Here is a 23746-nt window from a genome sequence, read left to right as displayed (position 1 = left end):
CCCAAGATTTTGTCCGCTCCCGATGGTGTGCGGAAGCGTGACGTCCGGCACACCCCGGGAAGTCGTACTGGGGCAGGATGGCACGTGTGACCGACCATGACCTTGACCCCGCCGTCATGCGCAAGCAATACCGCTCGCAGATCGTCGCCGAGGAGAGCCTCGCCGAGGACCCGATGCGGCAGTTCGCGCGGTGGTTCCAGCAGGCTGCCGACGCGAACCTCTTCGAACCGAACGCCATGGTCGTCTCGACGGCGACCCCCGACGGCCGTCCCAGTTCCCGCACCGTGCTGCTGAAGCAGTTCGACGAGCGGGGCTTCGTCTTCTTCACGAACTACGACTCCCGCAAGGGCCGCGAGGTCGACGCGAACCCGCACGTCGCCCTGCTGTTCCCCTGGCACCCCATCGCCCGCCAGGTCGTCGTCACCGGTACGGCGGCCCGCATCGGCCGCGACGAGACGGCGGCGTACTTCCGCTCCCGCCCGCACGGCTCCCAGCTGGGCGCCTGGGCGAGCGAGCAGTCCAGCGTGATCGGTTCCCGCGCCGAGCTGGACAGCCGCTACGCGGAGCTCACCGCCCGCTACCCGGAGGGCGAGCAGGTGCCCGTGCCGCCGCAGTGGGGCGGGCTGAGGATCACTCCGGACGCGGTGGAGTTCTGGCAGGGCCACGAGAACCGCCTGCACGACCGCCTGCGCTACGTCCTGGACGGGGAGAAGTGGCGCGTCGAGCGCCTCTGCCCGTAGCCGGGCGGGGGCGGCCGGGCCGGCGGGGAGGCCGCTGAAAACGCAGACGACCCGCGGGCTCTGGTTTCTCTCCTGCAGTGAGAGAAGCCGGCCGGACGTACCGGCGAGCCCGCGGGTCGGGTGACTGCTTGGGATTGGCGCCTGGCGATCCCGCCGGGCACCGCACTGGGTGCGTGCGACGACGGGCGCTTAGCCCGCAGTCACCTCACGCGTCCGGTTTCCGTACATTTCGGGAACCACCTCCCTTCTCGTGTAATGCAGAGCCTAGGAGCCCCTCCGGGACGGCACAACCGGATATTTCCCGGGCCGGTCCGCGAGCCCCTCCCGCCCGAACGGGATCATTTCGGGGTATTCGGGGGAACGGGGTGTGGGGTGCGTCACGTTCCAGTTCAATGATCTGACGTGCCGCACACGCGAACACCTGCAGGGGGTGCCAGGTGAGTGCCTTCGGACGTAGTGAGACCGCCGACGATCTGCTCGCAGCGCTGTTGGACGGGATGGACGCCGCCCTGTGCGCGTTCGACTCCGACGGCGTGATCACGCACTGGAACCGGGAGGCCGAGCGGATCCTCGGCTGGTCCGCCGCTGAGGCGGTGGGACGCAAGGGCTTCGCCGGGTGGGCGGTCCGGGCCGCCGACGCGCAGGACGTCCAGGACCGGCTGATGGCCGCCCAGGACGTGCCGGGCCGCCAGGTCCACGAGTTCGCCCTGGTGACCAAGGACGGCGGGCGGGTCCTCGTACGGACCCAGTCCGCCGGGGTCCCGGGAGCGGGCGGCAAGCCCGCCGGGGTGTACTGCGCGTTCAGCGAGGTGCACGCCCAGATCGACCTGGAGCGGTCCATCGCGCTGAGCGAGGCGCTGATGGAGGACGCCTCGTGGGGCGTGGTCCTCGTCGACGTGGACCTGCGGCCCGCCGTGGTCAACGCGCACGCGGCCCGCGCCTTCGGCACCGGCCGCACCGCCCTCCTCGGGCGTCCCCTCGGCGAGTTGCTGACGCAGGGCGTGGAGGAGCTGGAGGGCGCCCTCCAGCACGTCCTCGCCGAAGGAGCCCCGCCCGCGCCTGTGGAGCTGTGGGTGTCGGTGCGCACGGCGGAGGGGGTGCGGCGGCGCTGCTGGCGGTGCGGGTTCCTGCGGCTGGCCTCACCGCTGGCGGAGGAGCCCGTCCCGCTCGGGGTGGGCTGGCTGTTCCAGGACGTCTCCGAGGCCCGGCAGGCGCAGCTGGACACCGCGCAGCTGCGGTTCCGCGCCCATCAGCTGCACCGCGCGGGCCGGGTCGCCGCCGACTGCGAGGACCCGGCCGAGGCGGCGGCCGTACGCCTGGACTTCGCCCTCGCCGGGTTCGCCGAGCACGCACTGCTGGACGTACTGGACCGCTCGGCCGATCCGGAACGCCGCCGCCTGGTCCGGTCGGCCGCCTCCCCGCCGGTGCTGCCGGGGCCGGGGTCGATCCCGGTGCGGTACGAGGCCGGGCACCCGGTGTTCCAGGCGCTGGACCGGATCGGCTCGGTGCGCAGCAGCGCCCCGCGCGGGGAGGCGGACGAGGAGTGGGCGCGGGCCCGCCAGTGGCCCGAGGGCGCGGTGCACGCGCTGTGCACGGTCCTGCGCAGCCGGGGCCGGACGGTGGGGGCGCTGACGTTCCTGCGCGGGGCGTCCCGGGCGGCGTTCGAGCGGGTGGACGCCGAGTACGCGGAGGAGGTCGCGGCCCGGATCGCGGCCGACCTGGACCTCGCGGGCGCGGCTAGTGGTTCTGGCCGACCTGGGGCGGGGCGGGCAGGTCCCACAGGTGGTCCGGGGTGACGATCCGGGTGACGGCCTTGCCGATGGTGGTGCTGTACGAGCCGCCCCGGTCGGCGTCGGAGTTGACCAGGACGACGAGGGTGGCCTTCTGCTGGGGCAGCTGCGCCGCGATGGTCTCGTAGCCGGGCAGTTCGCCGTTGTGCCCGAGCCAGCCGTTGACGTCGGCGATGCCGAGGCCGTAGGAGATACCCGGTACGCCGACCGACCGGGTACGCATCCGCTGCGCCTGGGTGGCGGGGGTCAGTAGCCGGCCCTCGACCAGGGCGGGGACCCAGGCGCGCAGGTCGTCGAGGGTGGAGATGGCGGCTCCGGCGGCCCAGGCCCAGGAGGGGTTCCAGTCGGTGGCCTCGGTGACGGCGCCGTTCGGGGTGAAGGTCGTGTAGCCCTGGGCGTGCGGTTCGGGGAACGCGGTTCCGACGGGCAGGGAGGTGTCGGTCAGCTTCAGCGGGTCGAAGACGTGGTGGCGGAGGTAGCCGTCCAGGGGCTGTCCGCTCATCTCCTCCAGCAGGAGTCCGAGGAGGACGGTGTTGGTGTTGCTGTACTCCCACGAGGTGCCGGGCTTGAAGTTCGCGGGGTGCGCGAAGGCGTAGTCGAGCAGCTGCCGGGGGGTGAACTCGCGCTGCGGGTCGGCGCGCAGGTCGTCGAGGAACTTCTTGTCCTCGGTGTAGTTGTAGAGGCCGCTGCGCATGGAGGCGAGCTCCCGCAGGGTGATCCCGGCGCCGCCCGGTACGCCGTCCACGTACATCGAGATCGGGTCGTCGAGGGCGACGCGCCCTTCGTCGACGAGCTGGAGGACGGCGGTGACGGTGAAGGTCTTCGTCACGCTGCCGATGCGCGTGTAGAGGTCGGTCTTCATGGGGGTGCCGGACCCGGTGTCGGCGACGCCGAAGGACTTCACGTAGTCGCCGCGGCCGGGCATCCACAGGCCGACGGTGACGCCCGGGATGCCGTCCTTCTCCATCGCCGCGGTGATCGCGGCGTCGAGCTTCGCGACGGTGGCCGGGTCGAGGTCCTGACGCGGCAGGTCCTGCCGCACGAGGTCCTGCCGTACGAGGTCCTGGCGTACGAGGTCCTGTGCCGCCCGGACGGGGGCGGCTGGGGCGGCCGGGGCCGTGGCCACGCCGGTGATGAGGAGCAGCAGCGCCGCCGCGCCGGCCTGGAGCGTCCGGCGGGCGGCGTAGGGGCGTCGGCGGGGCTGGGGCTGGGGCTGGGGTGTCGGGGCGGGGTGGGAGGACATGCCCGGTCACCTCTGGTGTGCGGGGACCCGAGTGCCGTATCCACCATCGTAGGAACGGGGCGCCCGCCCGGCGACCGCGGTGGGTCAGTGGCGGAAGAAGATCCGGTCGCCGTACTCCTGCATCACGCGGCCGTTCCACTCGTGGCCGCCGTCGACGTTGCCGGAGCGCAGCAGCGGGGGCTCGATCCCGCGGGCGGCGAGGTCTCCGGCCGCCGCGGCCATGACCGCCTGCATGATGGCGCTGGTCACGACGGTGGAGGCGGGGGCGAAGGGGGCGTCGATGCCGTCGAGGGTGAGTTCGGCGTCGCCGACGGCGATCTTGCTGTCGAGGACGACGTCGCAGTGGTCCTTGAGGAAGGTGCCGGAGACGTGCCGGGACCTGGTCCCGGTGGCGTAGGCCACCGAGGTCACGCCGATGACCTTGAGGCCGATGGCGCGGGCGTTCATGGCCATCTCGACGGGCAGGGCGTTGCGCCCGGAGAGGGAGATGATCACGAGGACGTCGCCCGCCGAGGCGGGGCTGCTGTCCAGGACGGCGCCGGCCAGGCCGTCGACCCGCTCCAGGGCGCTGCCCAGGGTGGCGGGCATGACGTCGATGCCGGCGGTGCCGGGGACGGCGAGGAAGTTCATCAGGGCGAGTCCGCCGGCCCGGTAGACGACGTCCTGGGCGGGCAGCGAGGAGTGTCCGGCGCCGAAGGCGAACAGCCGGTTGCCGGACGCCACCGCGTCCGCGATGAGGGAGCCGGCCTCCGCGATGGGTGCGGCCTCCTCGTCCCGGACCCGCTCCAGCAGGCCGATGGCCGCGTCGAAGAACTGACCGGCCAGCTTGCTCTCGCTCATACGCCGATGGCCTTCCGGGGGTGGGGGGCTTCCGTGTCCGCCGCTCACCGTGCGGTCTGGACCAAGGGCGTGTCAATACGAACGTCAATCCCGGGCCGAAAGCCCCGCGCGATGTGCACGCAGTTGTCCGCAAGAGGGTGGCGCGCGAGGGGGCGCCGGGGAGATGGGGGAGGGACGCGGCAGGGACGTGGGAGGGACGCGGCAGGGACGCCGGGAGGGATGCGGGAGGGGTGCGAGGGGTCCCTGGGAGGTCCCGGGGGAGATGTCCGGGGACCGGCTTGTCCTCCGCACGGGACGGTTCTGCGCCCGATGCGTCAGAATTGGGGGCAGGGCCAGCGCACGCAATCCGAGGGGCACGAATGTCCGGACTGATCGATACCACGGAGATGTATCTCCGCACCATCCTCGAACTGGAAGAGGAAGGTGTGGTCCCCATGCGCGCCCGCATCGCCGAGCGGCTCGACCAGAGCGGCCCGACGGTGAGCCAGACCGTGGCGCGGATGGAGCGGGACGGCCTGGTGGCGGTCGCCAGCGACCGGCACCTGGAGCTGACGGAGGAGGGGCGGCGGCTGGCGACGCGCGTGATGCGCAAGCACCGGCTCGCGGAGTGTCTGCTCGTCGACGTCATCGGCCTGGAGTGGGAGCAGGTGCACGCCGAGGCCTGCCGCTGGGAGCACGTGATGAGCGAGGCGGTGGAGCGGCGGGTGCTGGAGCTGCTGCGTCACCCGACCGAGTCCCCGTACGGGAACCCGATCCCGGGGCTGGAGGAGCTGGGTGAGAAGGCCGAGGCCGATCCGTTCCTGGCGGACGGCATGATCAGTCTGGCCGAGCTGGACCCGGGTGCCGAGGGCAAGACGGTGGTCGTGCGTCGTATCGGCGAGCCGATCCAGACGGACGCCCAGCTGATGTACACGCTGCGCCGCGCGGGCGTGCAGCCCGGATCGGTGGTGAGCGTGACCGAGTCCGCGGGCGGTGTGCTGGTCGGCAGCGGCGGGGAGGCGGCCGAGCTGGACGAGGAGGTCGCTTCGCACGTGTTCGTCGCGAAGCGCTGATTTCCGGCCATGTGCCGGCTGCGGGTGCGTCGGCTGATTGCCGCTGATTCGCCCGTACGGTCCAGTGGGGGCCTGCAAGCCTGGTAGCAGTGTGGTGTGGACGGTCCCGGCGCCTTGCGGCGCCGGGACCGGTCCTCCCCTTGTGACCTGGAGCCCCGAGCTCTCAAGGTCATCCCCTTCGGACCGTCTTCCCCGAGCGGCCCGCCTCCCTGTTGAAAGGATCTCCATCGGCAGCGGCGGCCAATCCTTGAGCAAGGTCACTCGAAAGAGCGGTGTTGTCGGCGAGACGCCCGTTTTCGAATACGGGTTCGATAGTCTGGCCGGGAGCGAAGGGGGTGCATCTGCGGTGGTACAGCGCATCGATGTGACGGCGGCCGACGGCGTGCGCCTGGCCGCCTGGGAGTTCCGCGAAGCGACCGCGGAGCCCGCCGGGCCGGCCGAGCCCGGACCGCAGGACCCGCAGCGGCCCGCGGTCCTGTTACTCCACGGCCTGATGGGCCGCGCATTCCACTGGGCCGGCACCGCCCGCTGGCTCTCCGAGCGCCATCGGGTCGTGGCACTGGACCAGCGAGGACACGGACAGAGCGACCGCCCGCCCGCGGGCCCCGGCGTCCTGACCTCCCTGGGCCGCGACGCCTTCGTGGCCGATGCCGAAGCCGCCGTCGAGCAGCTCGGCCTCGCCCCCGTGACCCTGATCGGCCACTCCATGGGCGCCCTCACCGCCTGGCAGCTCGCGGCCCGCCGCCCCGACCTCGTCGAGGCCGTGGTGATCTGCGACATGCGGGCCTCGGCGCTCGGCGAGGCCTCCCAGCAGGACTGGGAGGACTGGTTCCACCGGTGGCCCCTGCCCTTCCCCACCCAGGACGCCGCCCGCCGCTGGTTCGGTGAGGACGACCCCCGGGTGGAGCGCCCCGACCCCGGCCGCGGCGCCTTCTTCGCCGAGGTCATGCACCAGGCCCCGGACGGCTGGCGCCCGCTGTTCTCCCGCCGCCAGATGCTCACGGCCCGCGAGACGTGGGTGCACGACGCCCACTGGGAAGAGCTCGCCCAGGTCCGCTGCCCCGCCCTGGTGGTCCGCGGGCTGGACGGGGAGCTGGGGCGGGCCGAGGCCCAGGAGATGGTCCGCGTCCTCCCGGCCGGGCGGTACGCGGAGATCCCCGATGCGGGCCACTACCTCCACTACGACCAGCCCGCGGCCTGGCGCGCGGTCCTGGAGCCCTTCCTGGACGGCGTCAGAGCCACCCGCAACTGACCCGCGCCCCGATCCTGCGCCGGGCCCCCGGCCGTCCCTCAGGGGGCGGCGGGGGAGGGTTCGGGGCTGCCGGAAGGGAGGGGGGTGGTGTCGGACCAGAAGGCGTCCTGCGTGTCGGGGCGCGCCGGGAACGGGACGTTGCGGTTCGGGGTGTTGGGCTTGGCGGTGGGGTCCTGGACGGGGTGGTCCCTCAGGCAGGGAGTGGCCGCCTCGATGAAGAACTGGCCCTCGCCGCCGACCTCGACGGACAGGACGTAGCCGTCGGGGGTCGCGGCGTGGATGCTGGGGAAGACCTTGTGCGGATTGACGGACGTGATCGTGTAGCCGCGGTCCTTCCAGGCCCGTTGGATGACCCCGAGCAGGACGGGACGGCGCTGCTCCGACACGACCGTCAGCACGACGATGCGCCGGTCGGCGGCCCCGGTGCCGGTGGGCGCGCCCGCGATGCCCTTGGTGCAGCCGGAGTCGCCGCCAGGGCCGTGGTTCCAGCGCAGTTCGGGCGTCACGCCGCCAGGGTCTCCTGGAGCATGCCGTCCGCCCGCGTGGCGCCCTGCTGCATGGTCATGGTTTCGGCGTCCTTGCCCCGCTGCCCGCCACCACCACCGACCAGGCCGCAGCCCGTGGCGAAGGTGGCGAGCGAGAGCAGGGCGAGCGCCGTGCGGGGGAGTCTGGTCGGGTGCATCAGGGGGTGGGGCTGTCGGAGGGGAGCGGGGTGGTGGCGGACCAGAACTCGTCCTGGACGTCCGGGCGGGGCGGGTACGGGCCGTTGCGCGTCGGGGTGTTGGGCTTGGTGGTGGGGTCCTGGACGGGGTGGTCCGCCAGGCACGGCGTGGCGGCCTCCAGGAAGAACTGGCCCTCTCCGCCGACCTTCGCCGTGAGGATGTAGCCGTCCGGGGTCTCCGCGTAGATCGCCGGGACGTCCTTGCTGGCCCGGACGTTCGTGATCGTGTAGCCGCGCCCCTTCCAATCGCGCTCGATCACTCCGAGGAGCGCGCCGCGGCGCTGCTCGGACACGACGGTCAGGATGATGATCTTCCGCTTCGCGGAGCCGGTGCCGGTGGCCGCTCCGGCGATGCCCTTGGTGCACCCGGCATCGCTGGAAGGGCCGTGGTTCCAACGCAGTTCGGGCTTCACCGCGGCCAGGGTCTCCTGGAGGATGCCGTCGGCGCGCCCGGCGCCCTGCTGCATGTTCATGGTGGTCTTCCTTTCGTCCGGTGCCTCGTTGCCGGGTCCGCAGCCCGCTACGAGGGCGGTGAGCGCGAACAGCGAGACTGCGGCGCGCCGGGTGCTTGTCGTACGGGAATCCCGCAGGTTCGCCCTCATCGGTGTCCCTCGGTCGTGATGTCGCCCGGCTTGCCCGCGATGATCAGCGCAATGTTGTCGGCCGATTCGGGGTCCTTGTTCGGGTTGAAGTAGTTGGAGTGAGCGTCCATGAGCCCGCCTCCCCCGATGACCGGCATCGGGCCGTCGTCCACCCTGAAGCGGTTCGCGCCGAAGTCCTTGTTGGCAGGGTCCATGCCGAAGTAGATCTGGTTGTCGTCGGTGAGCGCGTCGCCGACGAAGTAACCGATGGTGCCGCCCACGAGGGCGCCGGGGATCCCTCCGGAGAGGAGGCCTCCACCGGCACCGCTCAGCATGCCGTTGGATTCGGTCTTGTTCGGGAGCATGGACACGGGGTCGTGGTCGGAGGCGCCCACGTACACGTGCTCCTTGCCCACGTTCAGCTGGTCGGCGTGCTGCGCGCCGGTGCCGGGGCTGCCGACCAGGATGATGTCGTCGGCGCCCGGGATCCCGCCGTTCAGCTGAGCCGCCTGGCCCACGGTCAGCGAGCCGTACGAGTGGCCGAGGGCCGTGACGTGCGGGTCTGCGTTCTCGTTGGTGGCGCTGATCCCGGCCATGAACTGGTTGTAGGCGGGAGCGCCCGCGCGGGCGTGGTCCTCGGACATGACGTCCAGGTTGTCGAGCAGCTCGTCCGCAGGCAACTGAGGGGCGTCGTAGCCGAGCCAGACGATCGCGGCGGAGCTCGGGTCGTGCTCCTGGGCGCCCATCGCCGTGTCGCGGGCCCGCTGGACGTCGTTGCGGGCGAAATGGGAGTCCAGTGCCGTGCCCAGGCCAGGTACGTACGCCGACACGTTGCGCGAGGTGTCCGGGTTGCCGAAGGCGACGATGGCGCGGCCGCCGCCCTGGTCGCCGATGCCCAGCAGGTACATCGGCGGCTCCAGGGGCTTCGGGTTCCACATCTGGTCGTGGAGCGAGCGCATGCCCGCGAGCTGGGTCTGGGACTTCTCGTCGTCCTGGCCCGACAGCTTGCCGATCAGCATCTGCAGGTTGTCCTGGTTGGCGTCGTGGCGGACCGTGGCCGGGATGCCGTCCAGGTTGCCGATCACGTCCGGGTAGACGGCCAGCAGCTCGGCCCGCTGGTCGTCCGACAGGCCCTTCCACCAGCTGGCGCGGTCGGCCGGGGAGCTCTTCTCCGGGATGGTGTCCCGCAGGTAGTCCGTGGCCTCCGCGCGCACCGCCGCCGCGTCACCCGCCGCGTCCGCCCAGGTGGCGTCGGTGACCTCCAGGCCGTCCGGGGCCTTGAGGCGGTTCAGGATGCGGGTGAAGCGCGTGTCGACGTCCACGGCGGCCGCCAGCGCGCCCGCGATCCGGTTGGCTATCTCCGCGGCGACGGCGTGGTGCGGATTGGGGTTGATGAGGCCCGGAGGGGTCTGGCCCAGCTGGCCGAGGGGCGGGTCCAGCAGCCTCGCGACGCCGCGCACCGTGCCGCCCGGGATGGGCTGCTTGGTGATCATGTTCTCGCCGCCCTCCGGGTACTGGACCGACCCGTCGGCGTGAACGGTGTAGCTGCGGGACGAGGCCTCGTCCAGCGCCGCGTTCAGGCGGGTCTGCTCCTCGCCGAGCTCGTGGGCCAGCGAGCTGAGGGTGGTGCGGATCAGGCCGCACTCGGTGTGGATGAAGTCGAAGTTGCGGTCGAGCCGCACGAGGCGGTCCTTCACGGCCACCGCCGTGACGCCCTTCTGCTCCTCCAGCTGCTTGATCATCTGAATGCTGATGCGGTCACGGGCCGCGTCGGCGCGGGTGCTCGCCTCGGCCCACGCGGTGGCGGCCTCGGTGTACTCCGCCGTCTTCAGGTCGCGCAGCTGCTGCCAGGTCACGGTCACTTCGTGGGCTCCTGCTTCTTGATCAGCTGCGAGAAGGCGACCTCGTTCCGTGCGTTGACCTCGCCGATCTCCTTGGCGACGCCCAGCAGCTGGGGCCGCAGTGCGCTGCACTCGTCGCGCACCGCCGACAGCCGCTTCTCCCAGGAGGTCCGTACGGTGGCCAGCGCGGCCGTCGACTGGAACCCGGTGGTGCCGGCCGCGATGCCCTCGTGGGCGCCCGCCATCTTCCCGAGGGCGCCGGCCATGCTGATGCCCAATTCGCCCGCCGCCGAGGCGGCCTTGCTCCACGGGCCGCCGGTGATGGCGAGGTCCTCGTTGCTGCTGCCCCCGCCGTTCGTACCGCCCGTAGGGCCGTGGCCGCCCGTGCCGTCGTCCACGGAAGCGAGCCGCATCGCGGCCGGCTCGCCGAACACCTCTGCCCAGCGCGGAGGCAATGCCTCTGTACTCATCGTGGTGCCGCCCCTCCCGGTGCCCCCGTAGGCACTCGGGGTGTACGAAATCAAGCCGGGCTCGCGCAAGCAAATCCGGAGGTCGAACGTCCGTGTCCTTCGCCCCGGTTCGCGCAGCGGCCCCGGCGGGCGCACCCTGGAGGAGTGACCCCTGGAGGCGATGCACCATGTCCACGCTCGTCGGATGGCACGTGGATCTCGAATTCACCGAGGAAGGCCACCGCACCAGTGCGGCGGCCCTGGTCAGGCTCGGGGACGGTTCCGAGATCAGGGCGCACGGGTATGCCATGCGCCACCCCTCCGACCCGGAACAACTGAGGGTCGGGGAAGAGATCGCGGGCGCTCGCGCGCTCATGGATCTCGCTTCGCAGATGTTGCAGAAGGCACACGCGGAGATCGACGAGGCGACGGGCCGGCACTCCTACCCGCTGAACCGCTGATCGCCCGAACCGCCGCTCCACCGGGGGCACTTCCGGCCGTTTCGGCGGGTTCCCCTGGTGGAATGTGGCCGTCATGTCGCGAACAGTGCGTTGGATCGTCGTCGTGGTGGGTGCGGTCGTGGTCTTCGGGGGGTGTTTCTGGCTGGGCCGGATCGACCCGTTCGGCTGGGTGCCGGACAAGGACAGCGACGCGATAGCCGTGGCCGGGGTGTTCGCCGGGGCCATGACCACCATCGCGCTCGCCGCGGGCGGCGCGTGGGCCGCCGCGGGAGCCCCGGCTACCCCTCCGGCCCCTCCGACCTCTCCGCCGCCCCCCGCTCCTCCGGCGCCGCAGGCTCCCGGCACGCCGTACACGCGGCAGGTCGCGAAGGCGGACCGGAAGGGCAAGATCACGCAGGTGGGCGCCGGGGGTGGCGCTTCCGAGCAGACCGACCAGCACGCCGAGGCGGACCGCAGGGCCGAGGTGGAACAGCGGGTGGGGGACCCGTCGCCCCAGCCGCCCGTGACGCCCGCCGCTGCACCGCCCGCCGCCGTACCGCCGCCCGCTGCTGCACCGCCCGCGCCTCCCGCTGCCGCACCGCCCGCCCCGGGACCGGCCGCCCCGGCCCCCGGGACCACCGCCCCCGGCGGGACGGGGTCCACCCCGTAGTGAGCGCAGAGAAGGCGCCGCAGCGCTTCGGCGGGCCCGAGCAGTGGGCCAGCGCCGACCGCGGCGGCCACGTCACCCAGATCGGGCAGCAGATCGGGCAGCAGATCGGCCGGGACCTGAACGTCTTCGGCCCCGGCACGGGCCCCGCGCCCGCCGCCCTGTACGGCCTCCCGGACGCCCCCGTCGACCTGGTCGGACGCGCCGAACAGGTCGATGCCCTCCTCCAGTCCCTGGAGCCCGCCGCGGCCACCCCGGTGGCCGTGGTGGCCGGGCTCGCCGGGGTCGGCAAGAGCGCCCTCGCCCTGACCGTGGCCCAACGGGCCGTCGCGCAGGGCCGCTTCCCGGGCGGGGTGCTCTTCGTGTCCCTCAACGGCTACGCCCCGTCTGGGCAGGTCAGCCCCGGCCAGGCCGTGGCCGCGCTGCTGCGCGCCCTCGGCATCCGGGACGCCGACCTGCCGCCCACGTACGAGGAGCACCTGGCGCTCTACCGGTCCGAGCTGGCGGGCCGGGCCGCCGCGGGGCAGCGGGTGCTGATCGTCGCGGACGACGCGGGCGACGTGTCCCAGGTGCGACCGCTGGTCCCCCAGGGCGGGGGAGGCCACCGGCTGCTGGTGACCTCCCGGCACGGCCTGGTCGCCCCCGATTTCCCGGGGCGGCTGGTGGACCTCGACGAGCTGTCCCTGGACGCGGCCACCGAGCTGATCACCGGGACCCTGCTGCGCACCCGCCCCGCGGACCTGCGGCCGGAGCGGGACCGGGCCGCGCTCGCCGAGATCGCCACGTACTGCGGGCGGCTGCCGCTGGCCCTGACCGTCGTCGCCGCCCGGCTCGCGGGCGATCCGGGGCTGTCCCCGACGACGCTGGCCGAGCAGCTCGCGGACACCCGTACCCGGTTGGCCGCCCTGCACTTCGAGGGGCCGGGCGGCGGGCTGCCGGTGGGCGTCCGCGCCGCGTTCGACCTCTCCTACCGCTGGCTGGCCCCGGACGAGGCCCGGCTGCTGCGGCTCCTGACGGTGAACCCGGGGCCGGACTGCTCCACCGAGGCCGCGATCGCTCTGGACCGCCAGCCCGAGTGGGACACCCGGGTGCTGGTGGCCGGGCTGCACGGGACCCCGATGAAGGACGTACGGGAGCTCCTGGCCCGGCTGGCCACCGCCAGCCTGGTCACCGAACAGCCGGCAGGCTCGGGCCGCTGGCGCATGCACGACCTGGTCCGCCTGTACGCGGCGGAGCAGGGCGAGCTGGAGGCCGCGACCGACGACCGGGCGGCGGCGCTGGGGCGGCTGCTGGGGTACTACCGCGGCGCCACGGGCGAAGCGGTCTCGCAGCTCACGCAGTCCGAACGGGTCCGGGCACTGGCCTGGCTGGACGCGGAACGCCCCACGGTCGTCGCCCTGGTGGCCCTGGCCGAGGCCGAGGGCCGCCTGGAACAGATGGTCCACGTCGCGACGGCCCTGATGCCCTACCTGAACGAGTGGCGGCACTTCGAGGAGGCCTTCACGGTCGGTACGCAGGCTCTGGCGGGGGCGCGCACGCTCGACGAACCGGGGTACGCGAGCGCGGCGCTCCAGGAACTGGGGAAGATGCACCTTGAGGTGCACGCCGTCGACCGCGGCATCGAGTACCTGGAAGCGGCGGTGACCGGCTTCAGGGAGTGCGGGGACCGTGTCGGTGAAGCCACGGCCCTCAACTCGCTCGGTTGCGCCTTCGGGATGCAGGCGAGCTTCGCGCGGGCGGCGGAGATCCTGGAGCGGGCCCGCGACCTGTTCCGGGAGCTGGGGCACCGCCACGGGGAGGCTTCGGCCCTGGTCAACCTGGCAGCCACGTTGCCGGGGGTGGACCGCTTCGCCGAGGCGACCGAGACCCACCGGCGGGCCGCCGGACTGTTCCGGGACCTGGGTGACCTGAACGGTGAGGCCGATGCCTACGGCAACCTCGCGCTCTGCCTGCTCGCCATGGGCCGGCTGGAGGAGGCTCACGAGGCCGTCGAGCGGGGCATCGCCCTGCGCCGCGGACTCGGCGACCGCCACGGCGAGGGCCAGGCCCTCGCCGTGCTGGGCCTGGTCCTGTGCGAGAGGGAGCGGTACGAGGAGGCCGCCGCTGCCCAGCGGGAGGCCATCGAACTGCTCCGCGAGGCGAGCGACGAGCACCGGGAGGCCCGCGTCCGGGGCGACCTCGACGTCACGCTGGCTCGGGCCGCCGCCAGGCCCGGACCCCCGTGCCGGGCCTGGCGGCGGCTGTTGCGCCGGCTGGGCTTCAGGCGGTCCGGCGGCGGAACAGCAGGCCCGCCAGGGCCACCGCCACCGCCGTGACGGCCGCGCACCAGCCGAGGGCCACCCAGGGTGCGTTCCCGGCGGGCTGGTCGAGGAGCAGCGCGCGCAGGGACTCGATCACCGGGGTGAGCGGCTGGTTCTCGGCGAAGCCGTGGAGCCAGCCGGGCATGGTGTCGATGGGGACGAAGGCGCTGGAGGGGTAGGGCAGGAACATCATCAGGAAGGTGAACCCGCCCGCGGCCTCGGGGGTCCTGGCGAGCAGTCCGAGCGCGGCGGCCAGCCAGGAGATGGCCGTGATGTAGGTGACGAGGAGCGCGGCCGCGGCCAGGAAGGCGGACGCCGACCCCTGCGGGCGGAAGCCGATGGCGAGGGCGACGGCCAGGACCAGGGTGGTGGAGACGAGGTTGCGCAGGACCGAGGCGCTCACGTGCCCGGCCAGGATCGGGACCCCTCCGACGTCCAGGGAGCGCAGGCGGTCGATGACCCCGTTGCGCATGTCGTCGGCGACGCTCACGGCGGTGCTCGCCGCGCCGAAGCCGGCGCAGAGCAGCATGGCTCCGGGGACCACGTACGTCACGTACGCGGTGCCGGTGTCGATGGCGCCGCCGAAGAAGTAGACGAAGATCAGCATCAGCATGACCGGCAGCATCAGGGCGGTGATCAGGGCGTCCGGCTGGCGGCGGCTGATGCGCAGGCTGCGTCCGGCGAGGGTGAGGGCGGCGGAGTTCACGCGGTGGCTCCCGTGAGGCTGAGGAAGACGTCGTCGAGGGTGGCGCTGCGGAGCGCGAAGCGGTCCACGGCGGTGCGGTCGGGGTCGAGTTCGTCGAGCAGGGCCCGGACGTGGGCGGCGCTGCCGTCGGTGGACAGGCCGAGGGTGAGCTCGTCGGGGGCGTGGTGGACGGCGCGCGCGGCGAGCGCGTCGTAGGCGGCCCGGCTGGCGAGGGTCAGGTCGAGGCGGTGTTCGCCGACGCGGGCCTTGAGCGCGGCCGGGGTGCCTTCGGCGGCGATCCGGCCCTCGGCGAGCAGGACGACGTGGTCGGCGAGGCGGTCGGCCTCCTCCAGGTACTGGGTGGTGAGCAGCACGGTCGTGCCGTCGGAGCGCAGTTCCCGTACGAGGTCCCAGAGGTCCTGGCGGCTGCGCGGGTCGAGTCCGGTGGTGGGCTCGTCCAGGAAGATCACCTCGGGCCGGGAGACCAGGCTGGCGGCGAGGTCGAGGCGGCGGCGCATGCCGCCCGAGTAGGTCTTGGTCGTGCGGCCGGCGGCCTCGGTGAGGCCGAAGCGGTCGAGCAGTTCGGTGGCGCGTACGCGGGCTTCGCGGGCGGAGAGCCCGGACAGGCGGCCCGTCATGCGGAGCATCTCGGCGCCCGTCTGGAGGTCGTCGACGGCCGCGAACTGTCCGGTGAGGCTGATCCGTTCGCGGACGCGGGAGCGGGCGGAGCCGATGTCGTACCCGGCGACGCGCGCGCTGCCGGAGTCGGCGGCCGTGAGGGTGGCCAGGATGCGCACCGCGGTGGTCTTGCCCGCGCCGTTGGGGCCGAGGAGGGCGAGGACGTGGCCGCGGGGGACGGCGAGGTCGATGCCGTCGAGGACGCGGAGGTCCCCGTAGGACTTGGTCAGACCGGTGGCGTGGATGCCGAGGTGGTCCGTGGTCATGGGGACCACGCTCCCTTCTGCGTATGTCGTACGCGCTTCTGTGTAAGTAATACACAGAACTAGGATGTGGGTCAACGACTCCGGAGGGAGGAGGCGGCGATGCCGAAGGAACCCACGGGCGACACCGGACTTCCGGCGAGCCTGGAAATGGCCTGGGGCCTGCGCGAACGCCCCGGCAAGGGCCCGCGTCCCACGCTGACGCTCCCCCGGATCGTGGACGCGGCCGTGGCCCTGGCGGCGGCCGAGGGCATGGAGGCCGTCTCCATGGGCCGGGTGGCCAAGGAGCTGGGCGTCTCCACGATGTCCCTCTACCGGTACGTCACGGCGAAGGAAGAGCTCTACATCCTGATGTCGGACGCGGGGGTGGGCGCGCCGCCGCCGCTGCCGCCGGAGGCGGAGGGCTGGGGCTGGCGGGAACTGCTCGCGCAGTGGGCGTACGCGCAGCGGGCCGTGCTGATGGCCAACACCTGGATCCTGCGCATCCCCATCACCGCGGCACCGGTCAGCCCGAACCAGCTCGCCTGGATGGAACGCGGTCTCGCGGCGCTGGCCGGGACGGCGCTGGAGGAGGGCGAGAAGATCTCGACGATCGTCCTGGTCGGCGGGCTGGTGCGGAACGAGGCCGTCATGGCCGCCGACATGATCGACGCCATCGTGAAGTCCGGCGTCGCGCCGGACCAGGTGATGGGCCAGTACGTGCGCACGCTACGGCTGATGACCGGCCCGGACACGCACCCGGCCGTGACGCGGCTGCTGGAGTCCGACGCGTTCACGGGCTCCGGCGAGCCGGACTTCCAGTTCGGCTTCGGCCTGAACCGCATCCTGGACGGCCTGGCCGCGCTGATCAGCTCCCGCTGACCCAGCCGGTGAGCCCCGCCCAGCTGGCGGGGGCGAGGTCCAGGACGGGGCCGTCCTGGACCTTGGAGTCACGAACGTGGATGCCGTGAGCGCTCGCGGCGACCTCGACACAGGCGTCGCCTTCGTCACCGCTGTAGCTGGACTTGAACCACTTCAATGCCGTCGTGGCGCTCATGTCTCTCCTAGCAGGCGGCCCAACAGGCCCTGTGTCTGCTCGGTGTTGAGGGCCTGAGTTCGCAGCATCGCATACTTGCGCGCGAGGATGCTGACCTCATTGGGGTCGGAGATCAGCAGGCTGCCGCGCTGGGTTTCGGCGTAACCGAGGTGCTGGTGGTCCTGGGTTTCCAGGAGGATGAACGGCCCATTGAGCCCAGCGTGCGTGGCTTGACCGAAGGGCAGAATCTGCAGCGTGATGTTAGGTAGCTCCATACATGCGAGCAGATGACGCAGCTGCTCGCGGTAGATATGGCTTCCGCCGATACGTACCTGGAACGCGGCTTCCCAGACGATGAAGCTGATGCTGGGCGGAACCGCGCGGTGGAGGATCTCCTGCCGAGTGACGCGCCCCAGGGTCAGAGCCTCGATCTCCTCCTCGGAGTGGGCGGGGACGCGGTTACGGAACAGTGCACGCGCATGGTTCTCGGTCTGCAGCAGAACGGGGATCCGCACGGACTCGTACCAGGAGAGGGCGATGGCGCGCTTCTCCAGGTCCATGTAGTCCTCGGCCCACGGCGGGATCGTATCGATCAGGGGCATCTCGTTCGCTGCGACAGTCAGAAGGCCTGGCAGTCCCAGATGGCGGTCCATCAGCTCAGCGACATTCGGCATCAGGGCCCGGCGCCCCTGTTCGATCGAGGCGATGCTCTCCGCGTCCAGGCGGATCAGCTCGCCCAACTGTTTCTGGGTCAGATTCTTGGCGGTGCGGGCGGCGGCCACCATCGCGCCGACCATCTTCATGGTCGTCGCGTTCGGCCGTGTGCGCTTCCTCGGTGGCATGACAGCGAACTCCCCGCCTGTGCACGTGGACTACCCCGTGCCGACCCGTACTCATCGAGGAGTACGGGTCCGCGCTCAGCCATAGGCTAGTCACGCAACGCGACGATCGTCCCGTGAATCCAACTATCCAGGCGGCGCTCGTGCGCGACCGTCTCTACCTGCGCTCACCCCGAACGATCGCGGCTGCACGGCAGTTCACACGTGACACCTTGCGGGCGTGGGGGGTGCCCGCGCGCCAGGACGACATGTTGCTCTGCGTGAGCGAACTCGCCACCAACGCCCTGCGCCACGGCGTCCCGCCCGGCCGCGGATACCTCCTGCGCCTCTTCGGCTTCGAGGACGCCACCGTCCGCATCGAGGTGCACGACAGCGGGCCCGGGCTGTCCAGGATCGCGGCCCGAGAAGAGCGCGAGGGCGGGCGCGGGCTCGACCTCGTCGCCGCGCTCGCCGACGCCTGGGGCGTGCTGCCCCGAGCGCCCGGCAAAGTGGTGTGGTGCGAGTTCCGCTGAAGCGCTAGCTTCGGCCGGGTGGGTGTCGAGCAGCAGGCCGAGGCCAGTGGCGGATCGCAGATCACGCAGATCGCCGGGAACCAGTACGTGTACGAGCCCGGCGCCGGGCCCGCACCGCAGGCCCTCCTCGGCCTGCCCGACGCGCCCGCCGCGCTGGTCGGCCGGGACGGCCCGGCCCGGGAACTGGCCGACCTGCTCGCCGAGGGCGGATCCCCCGTGGCCGTCGTGGCCGGGCTGGCGGGCGTCGGCAAGAGCGCGCTGGCCGTGGCGACGGCCCACCGGGCCGTGGAACTGGGCTGGTTCGCGGACCGGGTCTTCTTCCTCTCCCTGCGCGGCTACGCCCCCGACGGCGGGGTGAGCAGCCCCCAGGCCGTGCAGGAGCTCCTCGGCCGGCTGGGCATCAGGGACACCGACTTACCGTCCTCGCCACAAGGCCAAGTGGCCCTGTACCAGGGACGCCTGGCCGCGTACGCCCGCGCCGGGCAACGGGTGCTGATCGTCGCGGACGACGCCGGGACCGTCGCCCAGGTACGGGACCTCGTACCCGCCGGGGACACCCACCGGCTGCTGATCACCTCCCGGCACCGGCTCGTCGCACCCGGCTTCCCCGCCATGCTCGTCGCGCTGGACGAACTGGAGGCGCAGCCCGCGGTCCAGCTCCTGACGGGCGCGCTGCTGCGGACCTGGCCGAAGGACCCCCGGCCCGCGCGGGAGCCCGCCGCCCTGGCGGCCGTCGCCGAGGCCTGCGGGCGGCTCCCGTTGGCCCTGACGGTGGCCGGGGCGCTGCTGGCGGGTGATCCGGGGTTGGCCGCGCAGGAGCTGGCGGACCAACTGGCCGACACCCGGACCCGCCTGGAGGCGCTGACCTTCGACGAGGGTGACGGCGGGGTCCCGGTCGGGGTCCGGGCGGCCTTCGAGCTCTCGTACAAGCGGCTCCCGGCCGACCAGGCCAGGATCTTCCGCCTCCTCACGGTGAACCCCGGGCCGGACTGCTCCACCCCTTACGCCCAGCTGGTCACCGGCCAGGCCGTGGGCCTGCGTTCCAGACTGGCCGCCCTCGTCCGGGCCAGCCTGCTCACCGAACAGCCCATCGGCTCGGGGCGCTGGCGGATGCACGACCTGGTCCGGCTGTACGCGCGGGAGTGCGGGGAGGCGTGCGCGCAGGAGGACGGCAGGGAGGCGGCGGTCAAGGCCCTCCTCGTGAACCTGGTCTCGGAGGCGAAGAGGGCGCATCAGGCCCTGGGGATGAGCGGCCGCGCGCCCGTCGGGCCTGGTCTGCCTCCGGTGGCGGAGACGCTGCGCTGGCTCGATGCCGAACGCGCCCTGCTGGTTGCCGCCGTCGACCTTGCCGCGGCCGAAGGCCTGCCGGAAATCGCCACACGACTGGGTCAGCTGCTGATGCCGTACCTCCAGCTCTACGGCCACGCGGAGGAAGCAGTGGCCGTGGCACGGCGGCTGCTGGACGTGGCCAGGCAAACCGGCAGCCGTGAGGACGTCGGGGTGGGGCTGTACGACCTGGCGCTCGTCCTGGTCCACGGGCACGAACAGGAGGAGGCGACCGAGAAGGCGACGGAGGCCCTCGTGGTGTTCCGTGAGGTGCCCCTGCCGATGGGGGAGGGCAAGGCGCTGAACCTGCTCGGCGGTCTGCACCGGGACGGGCACCGCTTCGGGGAGGCCCTGGAGGCGTACGAGGGCGCGCGGGAGATCCTCAGCGAGCTGGGGATCGCACATGCGCTGGGCGCGACGCTGACCGGACTGGGCGAGGTCTACGAGAAGCTGGGACGGACGGGGGAGGCCGTCACCGTGTACCGGGAGGCAGCTCAGTTCCTCCGGGAGTCCAACGATCCGCACCGTGAGGCTTCCGCACGGGAGTTCCTCGCGGACGCGCTCTGGAAGGAGGGCCATCGGCAGGAGGCGCTCGTCGTACGGGAGGAGGTCCTCGCGCGCGTGCGGCAACTGGGTAACCGCAAGCGGGAGGGCTGGGCGCTCAACGGGCTCGCGAGGTTGCTCCATGGCGATGGCCGACTGCAGGAGGCACGGGCCCGTAACGAGGAGGCCCTCACCGTGTTCGTGGCGGAGGGCGACCGGCACGGGGAGGGCGGGACCCTGCACAACCTGGCGCAGATCGACCGGGAAGAGGGGCGGCTGGAAGAGGCCCTGGCGGCCCAGGAACGGGCCTGTGCGCTCCTGGCCGGGGTGGCGGGCCCCGTCCATGAGGCCCTCGCCGCGACGGGGTACGGAGAGCTGCTGGCCCTGCTGGACCGCCCCGCCGAGGCGGCGGAAGCCTGGGACCGGGCGGCGGCGCTGTACGCCTCGACCGGTGACACCGAGGAGGCGGCCCGCTGGCGCAGCCGGGCCGCCTGGCTGCGCGCGTGACACGCCGGCTTCCGGGTGTCACGCGGCGGCATACGGGCGGGCGCCGGCCCGGTCGGGGGCTTCGCGTCAGGCGGGCTGTTCCGGCTCCGAGGCCGTGATCACCGCGAAGGGGGCGCCCTGCGGGTCGGAGAGGACGGCCATGCGGCCCGCCGGCATGTCGAAGGCGGGGGCGAGGACGTTGGCCCCGGAGCGGGTGGCGGCGGCCTGGATGCTGTCGACGTCGTCCACGTGGAAGTACGCCAGCCAGTTCGGGGGAGTGCCCGGCGGCAGCTGGTCCAGGCTCATCATTCCGCCGACCGCGCGGCCGCCGACCATGAACTCCGTGTACCCCTCGGCCCCCGGCATCTTGGAGGCGGCCGTGGTGACGGGCAGCACGCTCGAATAGAACGCGGCCGCAGCGGGGACGTCGCTGGTGCTCAGCTCGCTCCAGATCAGCGCGCCGTGCTCGTTGACGATGCCCGCGCCGTCGAAGGAGCCGGCCTCCCACAGGCCGACGACGGCGCCGGTCGGGTCGGTGATGACGGCCATCCGGCCGAGTTCCATGACGTCCATGGGGCCCATGAGGACCTGGCCGCGCGCGTCGGACACGGACTTGAGGGTGGCGTCGATGGCGTCGGTGGCCAGGTACGTCGTCCAGACGATCGGCGGCATCGGGTCGGGGATGCTGCCGTCCGGGTTCATCGCCTTCATGATCCCCGCGACCGGCTTGCCCTTGAGGGTGCAGACGGAGTAGCCGCCCTGCTCCGCCGGGCCGACCTCGCCCTGCCAGCCGAAGAGGTCGCAGTAGAAGTCGAGGGCCGCCTGCTGGTCGGGGACCATGAGGTCGATCCAGCACGGGGTGCCGGGCTTGTAGGGGCCGTTCATGTCGGGCACGGAGGCCTCCGGGGAAGAGGGGATGGGGATTGGACGGGCCGTCCCCTACCCGGCCCGTACGGCCCGAACCGGGCCGTACGGGTGAAACCGGGCGGTACGCGGCATCGCCGGCGCCGGCCGGGAGGGCGGGCCGGGGCCCGGAGACGGTTCCGGGGCCCGGCTGTTGCTGCCGCCGGGTCGGGCGGTCAGTGGGTGCGGCGGCGGTGGCGTCCGGTGCCGGCGATCAGGGCTGCACCGAGGACCAGGGCCGTCCCGGCGCCGCCGAGGGCCCAGCTGCTGGCCGGATCGGCGCCGGTGGAGGCGAGCTCCGAGCCGGTGCCGCTGGCGCTGGCCTGGCCGGTCCCGATTCCGCTGCCGATTCCGCTGCCGCTGCCGGGGAAGGTGCCGATCGGCGTCCCCCCGACGCCACCGTCAGGCCCGGGCACGTTCCCGCCGGACCCGCCTCCCGGGGTTCCCCCGCCGGGGGTCCCGCCCCCGGGCGTACCGCTTCCCGGGGTCCCGCTCCCGGGGGTGCCTCCGCCCGGGGTCTCCCCGCCGGGCGTTCCTCCGCCTGGGGTGCCTCCACCGGGGGTTTCCCCGCCCGGTGTCCCGCCTCCGGGCGTTCCTCCGCCTGGGGTCTCTCCGCCCGGTGTGCCGCCGCCAGGCGTGCCCCCGCCTGGGGTTTCGCCGCCGGGGGTCCCGCCTCCGGGGGTGCCGCCTCCCGGGGTCTCCCCGCCGGGGGTGCCTCCGCCTGGGGTCTCTCCGCCCGGTGTGCCGCCTCCGGGCGTTCCTCCGCCTGGGGTTTCCCCGCCGGGGGTGCCGCCTCCGGGCGTGCCCCCGCCTGGGGTCTCCCCGCCGGGGCTGCCCCCGCCTGGGGTCCCGCCTCCGGGCGTGCCCCCGCCCGGGGTTTCCCCGCCGGGAGTGCCGCCTCCCGGGGTGCCTCCGCCCGGGGTCTCCCCGCCGGGGGTGCCTCCGCCGGGCGTCTCCCCGCCCGGGGTTCCGCCTCCTGGGGTTTCCCCGCTGGGGGTCCCGCCGCCGGGCGTTCCGCCGCCTGGGGTCTCTCCGCCCGGGGTGCCGCCGCCAGGCGTACCGCCTCCCGGCGTTTCTCCGCCCGGGGTCTCCCCGCCCGGGACGGTGCCCGGGGCCTGGAGGGTGGTGAGTTGGGGCTTCGAGCGGGAGCCGGCCCAGGGCGGGGGCGTTTCCGCGTCGACCTGGGACGTGCCCCAGGCGAAGAAGGAGACCGCGCCGGTCGGGGCGTCGGCGGTGAAGCGGACGCGGACCGGGACGTCGAACGCCGCACCGGCTCCGACCGGGCCCTTCACGAGGCCGCCCGCGAAGAAGTAGCCGTCCTCGTCCGAGGTGATCTCGACGGACTCCCAGGCCGCCGCCTGCCCGCCCACGGCCGGCCGCAGGACCTCGACCGCGATCTGCGAGACCTGCATGGAGACGAAGTCCGGCCGGGCCAGGACCAGTCCCAGGTCGAAGGCGGCGAGCTCGCCCTTCCCCGAGTTGTCCACCCGGACCGAGAGGGCCGTCCAGTCGCCGCCCGCGGCGACCGCGCCCGGCACCCCGCTCACGGTCAGGGCGGGGCCCTCGGTGAACAGCGGGTCCTCGTCACCGCCGGGGGCTCCCGCGATCCTCGTCGCGTACGAGGACGTGGGGGAGCTGCCGGTGGACGTGCCGACGCGGCTGCGCCCGTCCGCCGTCAGGTCGAACGGTACGACCGGGGTGTCCGCGGCGAAGCTGATCCGGACCTCGATCGTCTGGACCTGGCCGGAGGGGACCGCGGCGGCGCTGCCGAGGGCGTAGCCCAGCGCGGGGGCCGACTCCGCGTCCTGGACCAGAGCGGCGGCCGTCCACGACCCGCCCGCGGTGCGGTGTTCGACCTGGATGTGGGCGGGAGCGAACCGCCCGGCGGACTGTGAGACGCCCAGCATCGGGGTGTAGCCCGGTACGGCGACGTGGCCCGAGTTGTCGACGGTCACCGTCAGCGCGGTCCAGCTGCCGTCGGCCTTGAAGCCGTCCGCGGGGATGCCCTGGACCGTGACCTCGGGCCCCATCAGGAGCTGGTCGGCCCCGGTGTCCTGGTCGCCCTGGTCGTCCTCGGCGGTCTCGGCCGCAGCCTCCGCCGGAGCGTCCGCCGGAGCTTCGGCCGCAGCCTCGGGCACCGTCTCCGGCACCACCTGCGCTGCCGCCGGGGCCGCGGCCTCGGCCGGGGCCGGTGCGGCCACGGCCGCGGCGGCGGGTTCTGCCTGCGGGGCGGTGTCCTCGGCCGCCTTCTTCCCCCCGGGTTTGTCCTGCGCCTTCTCCGGAACCTTCTCCTGCGCCTCGCCCTTGGCCTTTTCCTTCGCCGGTGCCTTCGCCGGTGCCTGCGGCGGCTGCGGTGCTCCGCCCGGCCCGTCGGCGTCCGCGGGGACCGCGTCGGGCGCGGTCACTGCCGGCGGCTCCTCGGCCATCGCGGGTGCGGCCATCAGGAGCGTCTGGCCGGCCACCGCGGCTGCTGCCACGACGGCCATGCGCTTGAACTGCATGCTCTTTACCTCCCCGGGCTCCGGACATCCGTCCGGAGCCACCCCAAACCCCTTGGGAGGCGCCAAGGCTAGTGAGACG

General features: G+C 73.1%; 23 protein-coding genes. 10 read left to right on the top strand and 13 right to left on the bottom strand.

Going from position 1 to position 23746, the window contains the following annotated elements; genetic code table 11:
- Window positions 1–77: 77 nt before the first annotated feature.
- Together pdxH and IO30_RS0121355 are read left to right on the top strand one after the other, a co-directional pair.
- Complete coding sequence (gene pdxH / locus IO30_RS0121360; RefSeq protein WP_031145145.1) at window positions 78–740, top strand: pyridoxamine 5'-phosphate oxidase; 663 nt, start codon at window positions 78–80, stop codon at window positions 738–740.
- 437 nt (window positions 741–1177) lie between these two features.
- The gene (locus IO30_RS0121355; RefSeq protein ID WP_051902481.1) at window positions 1178–2536 is read left to right on the top strand and encodes a PAS domain-containing protein; all 1359 of its coding nucleotides are present in this window, start codon (window positions 1178–1180) and stop codon (window positions 2534–2536) included.
- Here the strand turns inward: IO30_RS0121355 and IO30_RS0121350 are convergent.
- Both IO30_RS0121350 and IO30_RS0121345 read right to left on the bottom strand, forming a co-directional pair.
- Window positions 2478–3773: a serine hydrolase domain-containing protein gene (locus IO30_RS0121350; RefSeq protein WP_078904781.1), complete on the bottom strand. Its 1296-nt coding sequence runs from the start codon at window positions 3771–3773 to the stop codon at window positions 2478–2480. The two genes, IO30_RS0121355 and IO30_RS0121350, sit on opposite strands and share 59 nt — an antisense overlap.
- An 84-nt stretch (window positions 3774–3857) precedes the next feature.
- Complete coding sequence (locus tag IO30_RS0121345) at window positions 3858–4613, bottom strand: SIS domain-containing protein (RefSeq protein ID WP_031145142.1); 756 nt, start codon at window positions 4611–4613, stop codon at window positions 3858–3860.
- Window positions 4614–4972: 359 nt separating this feature from the next.
- On the opposite strand from IO30_RS0121345, the gene IO30_RS0121340 reads away from it, so the two are divergent.
- Entirely contained in the window at window positions 4973–5665 is a 693-nt protein-coding gene (locus tag IO30_RS0121340; protein WP_031145141.1) for an iron-dependent transcriptional repressor DtxR, read from the top strand.
- A 346-nt stretch (window positions 5666–6011) separates the two neighbouring features.
- On the top strand, window positions 6012–6917 hold the full coding sequence (locus tag IO30_RS0121335) for an alpha/beta fold hydrolase (protein WP_031145140.1): 906 nt from the start codon (window positions 6012–6014) through the stop codon (window positions 6915–6917).
- Between the two features lie 38 nt (window positions 6918–6955).
- On the opposite strand, the gene IO30_RS40725 is transcribed toward IO30_RS0121335, so the two are convergent.
- The 5 genes from IO30_RS40725 to IO30_RS47080 are packed head-to-tail and all read right to left on the bottom strand — an operon-like array spanning window position 6956 to window position 10530.
- Complete coding sequence (locus IO30_RS40725; protein ID WP_051902479.1) at window positions 6956–7423, bottom strand: hypothetical protein; 468 nt, start codon at window positions 7421–7423, stop codon at window positions 6956–6958.
- Window positions 7420–7599 (bottom strand): hypothetical protein, encoded by a 180-nt coding sequence (locus IO30_RS43690; RefSeq protein ID WP_051902477.1) that lies wholly within the window; start codon window positions 7597–7599, stop codon window positions 7420–7422. Before IO30_RS43690 ends, IO30_RS40725 begins: the two co-directional genes overlap by 4 nt.
- Complete coding sequence (locus IO30_RS0121325; protein ID WP_234321952.1) at window positions 7599–8240, bottom strand: hypothetical protein; 642 nt, start codon at window positions 8238–8240, stop codon at window positions 7599–7601. The genes IO30_RS43690 and IO30_RS0121325 overlap by 1 nt, the downstream gene beginning before the upstream one ends.
- A complete protein-coding gene (locus IO30_RS0121320) occupies window positions 8237–10081 on the bottom strand; it encodes an alpha/beta hydrolase (RefSeq protein ID WP_031145138.1) in 1845 nt (614 codons plus the stop codon). The genes IO30_RS0121325 and IO30_RS0121320 overlap by 4 nt, the downstream gene beginning before the upstream one ends.
- Window positions 10078–10530: a hypothetical protein gene (locus IO30_RS47080; protein ID WP_063768276.1), complete on the bottom strand. Its 453-nt coding sequence runs from the start codon at window positions 10528–10530 to the stop codon at window positions 10078–10080. Before IO30_RS47080 ends, IO30_RS0121320 begins: the two co-directional genes overlap by 4 nt.
- Before the next feature lie 167 nt (window positions 10531–10697).
- On the opposite strand from IO30_RS47080, the gene IO30_RS0121310 reads away from it, so the two are divergent.
- The 3 genes from IO30_RS0121310 to IO30_RS40715 all read left to right on the top strand — a co-directional run bounded on the left by IO30_RS0121310 (window position 10698) and on the right by IO30_RS40715 (window position 13931).
- Window positions 10698–10970 (top strand): DUF1876 domain-containing protein, encoded by a 273-nt coding sequence (locus tag IO30_RS0121310; RefSeq protein WP_031145136.1) that lies wholly within the window; start codon window positions 10698–10700, stop codon window positions 10968–10970.
- Window positions 10971–11043: 73 nt separating this feature from the next.
- Window positions 11044–11619, top strand: a complete 576-nt coding sequence (locus tag IO30_RS46435; protein ID WP_157853350.1) for a hypothetical protein — start codon at window positions 11044–11046, stop codon at window positions 11617–11619.
- The gene (locus IO30_RS40715; protein WP_037894737.1) at window positions 11619–13931 is read left to right on the top strand and encodes an ATP-binding protein; all 2313 of its coding nucleotides are present in this window, start codon (window positions 11619–11621) and stop codon (window positions 13929–13931) included. Before IO30_RS46435 ends, IO30_RS40715 begins: the two co-directional genes overlap by 1 nt.
- Here the strand turns inward: IO30_RS40715 and IO30_RS0121295 are convergent.
- A complete protein-coding gene (locus IO30_RS0121295; RefSeq protein ID WP_031145133.1) occupies window positions 13876–14622 on the bottom strand; it encodes an ABC transporter permease in 747 nt (248 codons plus the stop codon). The genes IO30_RS40715 and IO30_RS0121295 overlap by 56 nt on opposite strands.
- A complete protein-coding gene (locus tag IO30_RS0121290; protein WP_031145132.1) occupies window positions 14619–15545 on the bottom strand; it encodes a daunorubicin resistance protein DrrA family ABC transporter ATP-binding protein in 927 nt (308 codons plus the stop codon). Before IO30_RS0121290 ends, IO30_RS0121295 begins: the two co-directional genes overlap by 4 nt.
- Window positions 15546–15644: 99 nt before the next feature.
- Between IO30_RS0121290 and IO30_RS0121285 the strand changes: the two genes are divergently transcribed.
- A complete protein-coding gene (locus tag IO30_RS0121285; protein ID WP_031145131.1) occupies window positions 15645–16403 on the top strand; it encodes a TetR/AcrR family transcriptional regulator in 759 nt (252 codons plus the stop codon).
- On the opposite strand, the gene IO30_RS0121280 is transcribed toward IO30_RS0121285, so the two are convergent.
- Window positions 16390–16578, bottom strand: coding sequence for a DUF397 domain-containing protein (locus tag IO30_RS0121280; protein WP_031145130.1), 189 nt, complete (start codon window positions 16576–16578; stop codon window positions 16390–16392). The genes IO30_RS0121285 and IO30_RS0121280 overlap by 14 nt on opposite strands.
- A complete protein-coding gene (locus tag IO30_RS0121275; protein ID WP_237403432.1) occupies window positions 16575–17360 on the bottom strand; it encodes a helix-turn-helix domain-containing protein in 786 nt (261 codons plus the stop codon). The genes IO30_RS0121280 and IO30_RS0121275 overlap by 4 nt, the downstream gene beginning before the upstream one ends.
- Before the next feature lie 152 nt (window positions 17361–17512).
- Here IO30_RS0121275 and IO30_RS0121270 point away from each other — a divergent pair, with 152 nt between their 5' ends.
- Both IO30_RS0121270 and IO30_RS42100 read left to right on the top strand, forming a co-directional pair.
- Window positions 17513–17908, top strand: a complete 396-nt coding sequence (locus IO30_RS0121270) for an ATP-binding protein (RefSeq protein WP_031145128.1) — start codon at window positions 17513–17515, stop codon at window positions 17906–17908.
- Between the two features lie 18 nt (window positions 17909–17926).
- The gene (locus tag IO30_RS42100) at window positions 17927–20284 is read left to right on the top strand and encodes a tetratricopeptide repeat protein (RefSeq protein WP_051902475.1); all 2358 of its coding nucleotides are present in this window, start codon (window positions 17927–17929) and stop codon (window positions 20282–20284) included.
- A 66-nt stretch (window positions 20285–20350) separates the two neighbouring features.
- Here IO30_RS42100 and IO30_RS0121260 read toward each other — a convergent pair whose 3' ends face one another.
- Both IO30_RS0121260 and IO30_RS47660 read right to left on the bottom strand, forming a co-directional pair.
- The gene (locus tag IO30_RS0121260) at window positions 20351–21148 is read right to left on the bottom strand and encodes a VOC family protein (RefSeq protein WP_031145126.1); all 798 of its coding nucleotides are present in this window, start codon (window positions 21146–21148) and stop codon (window positions 20351–20353) included.
- Window positions 21149–21342: 194 nt separating this feature from the next.
- Window positions 21343–23667, bottom strand: coding sequence for a hypothetical protein (locus IO30_RS47660; protein WP_051902474.1), 2325 nt, complete (start codon window positions 23665–23667; stop codon window positions 21343–21345).
- Between the last annotated feature and the right edge of the window lie 79 nt (window positions 23668–23746).

Origin of the sequence: Streptomyces xanthophaeus (assembly GCF_000725805.1) — a bacterium.
In the GTDB taxonomy this organism is placed as follows: domain Bacteria; phylum Actinomycetota; class Actinomycetes; order Streptomycetales; family Streptomycetaceae; genus Streptomyces; species Streptomyces xanthophaeus.
Note: the sequence above shows the minus strand (reverse complement) of the source record. Positions and strands in the feature narration are given on the sequence as shown.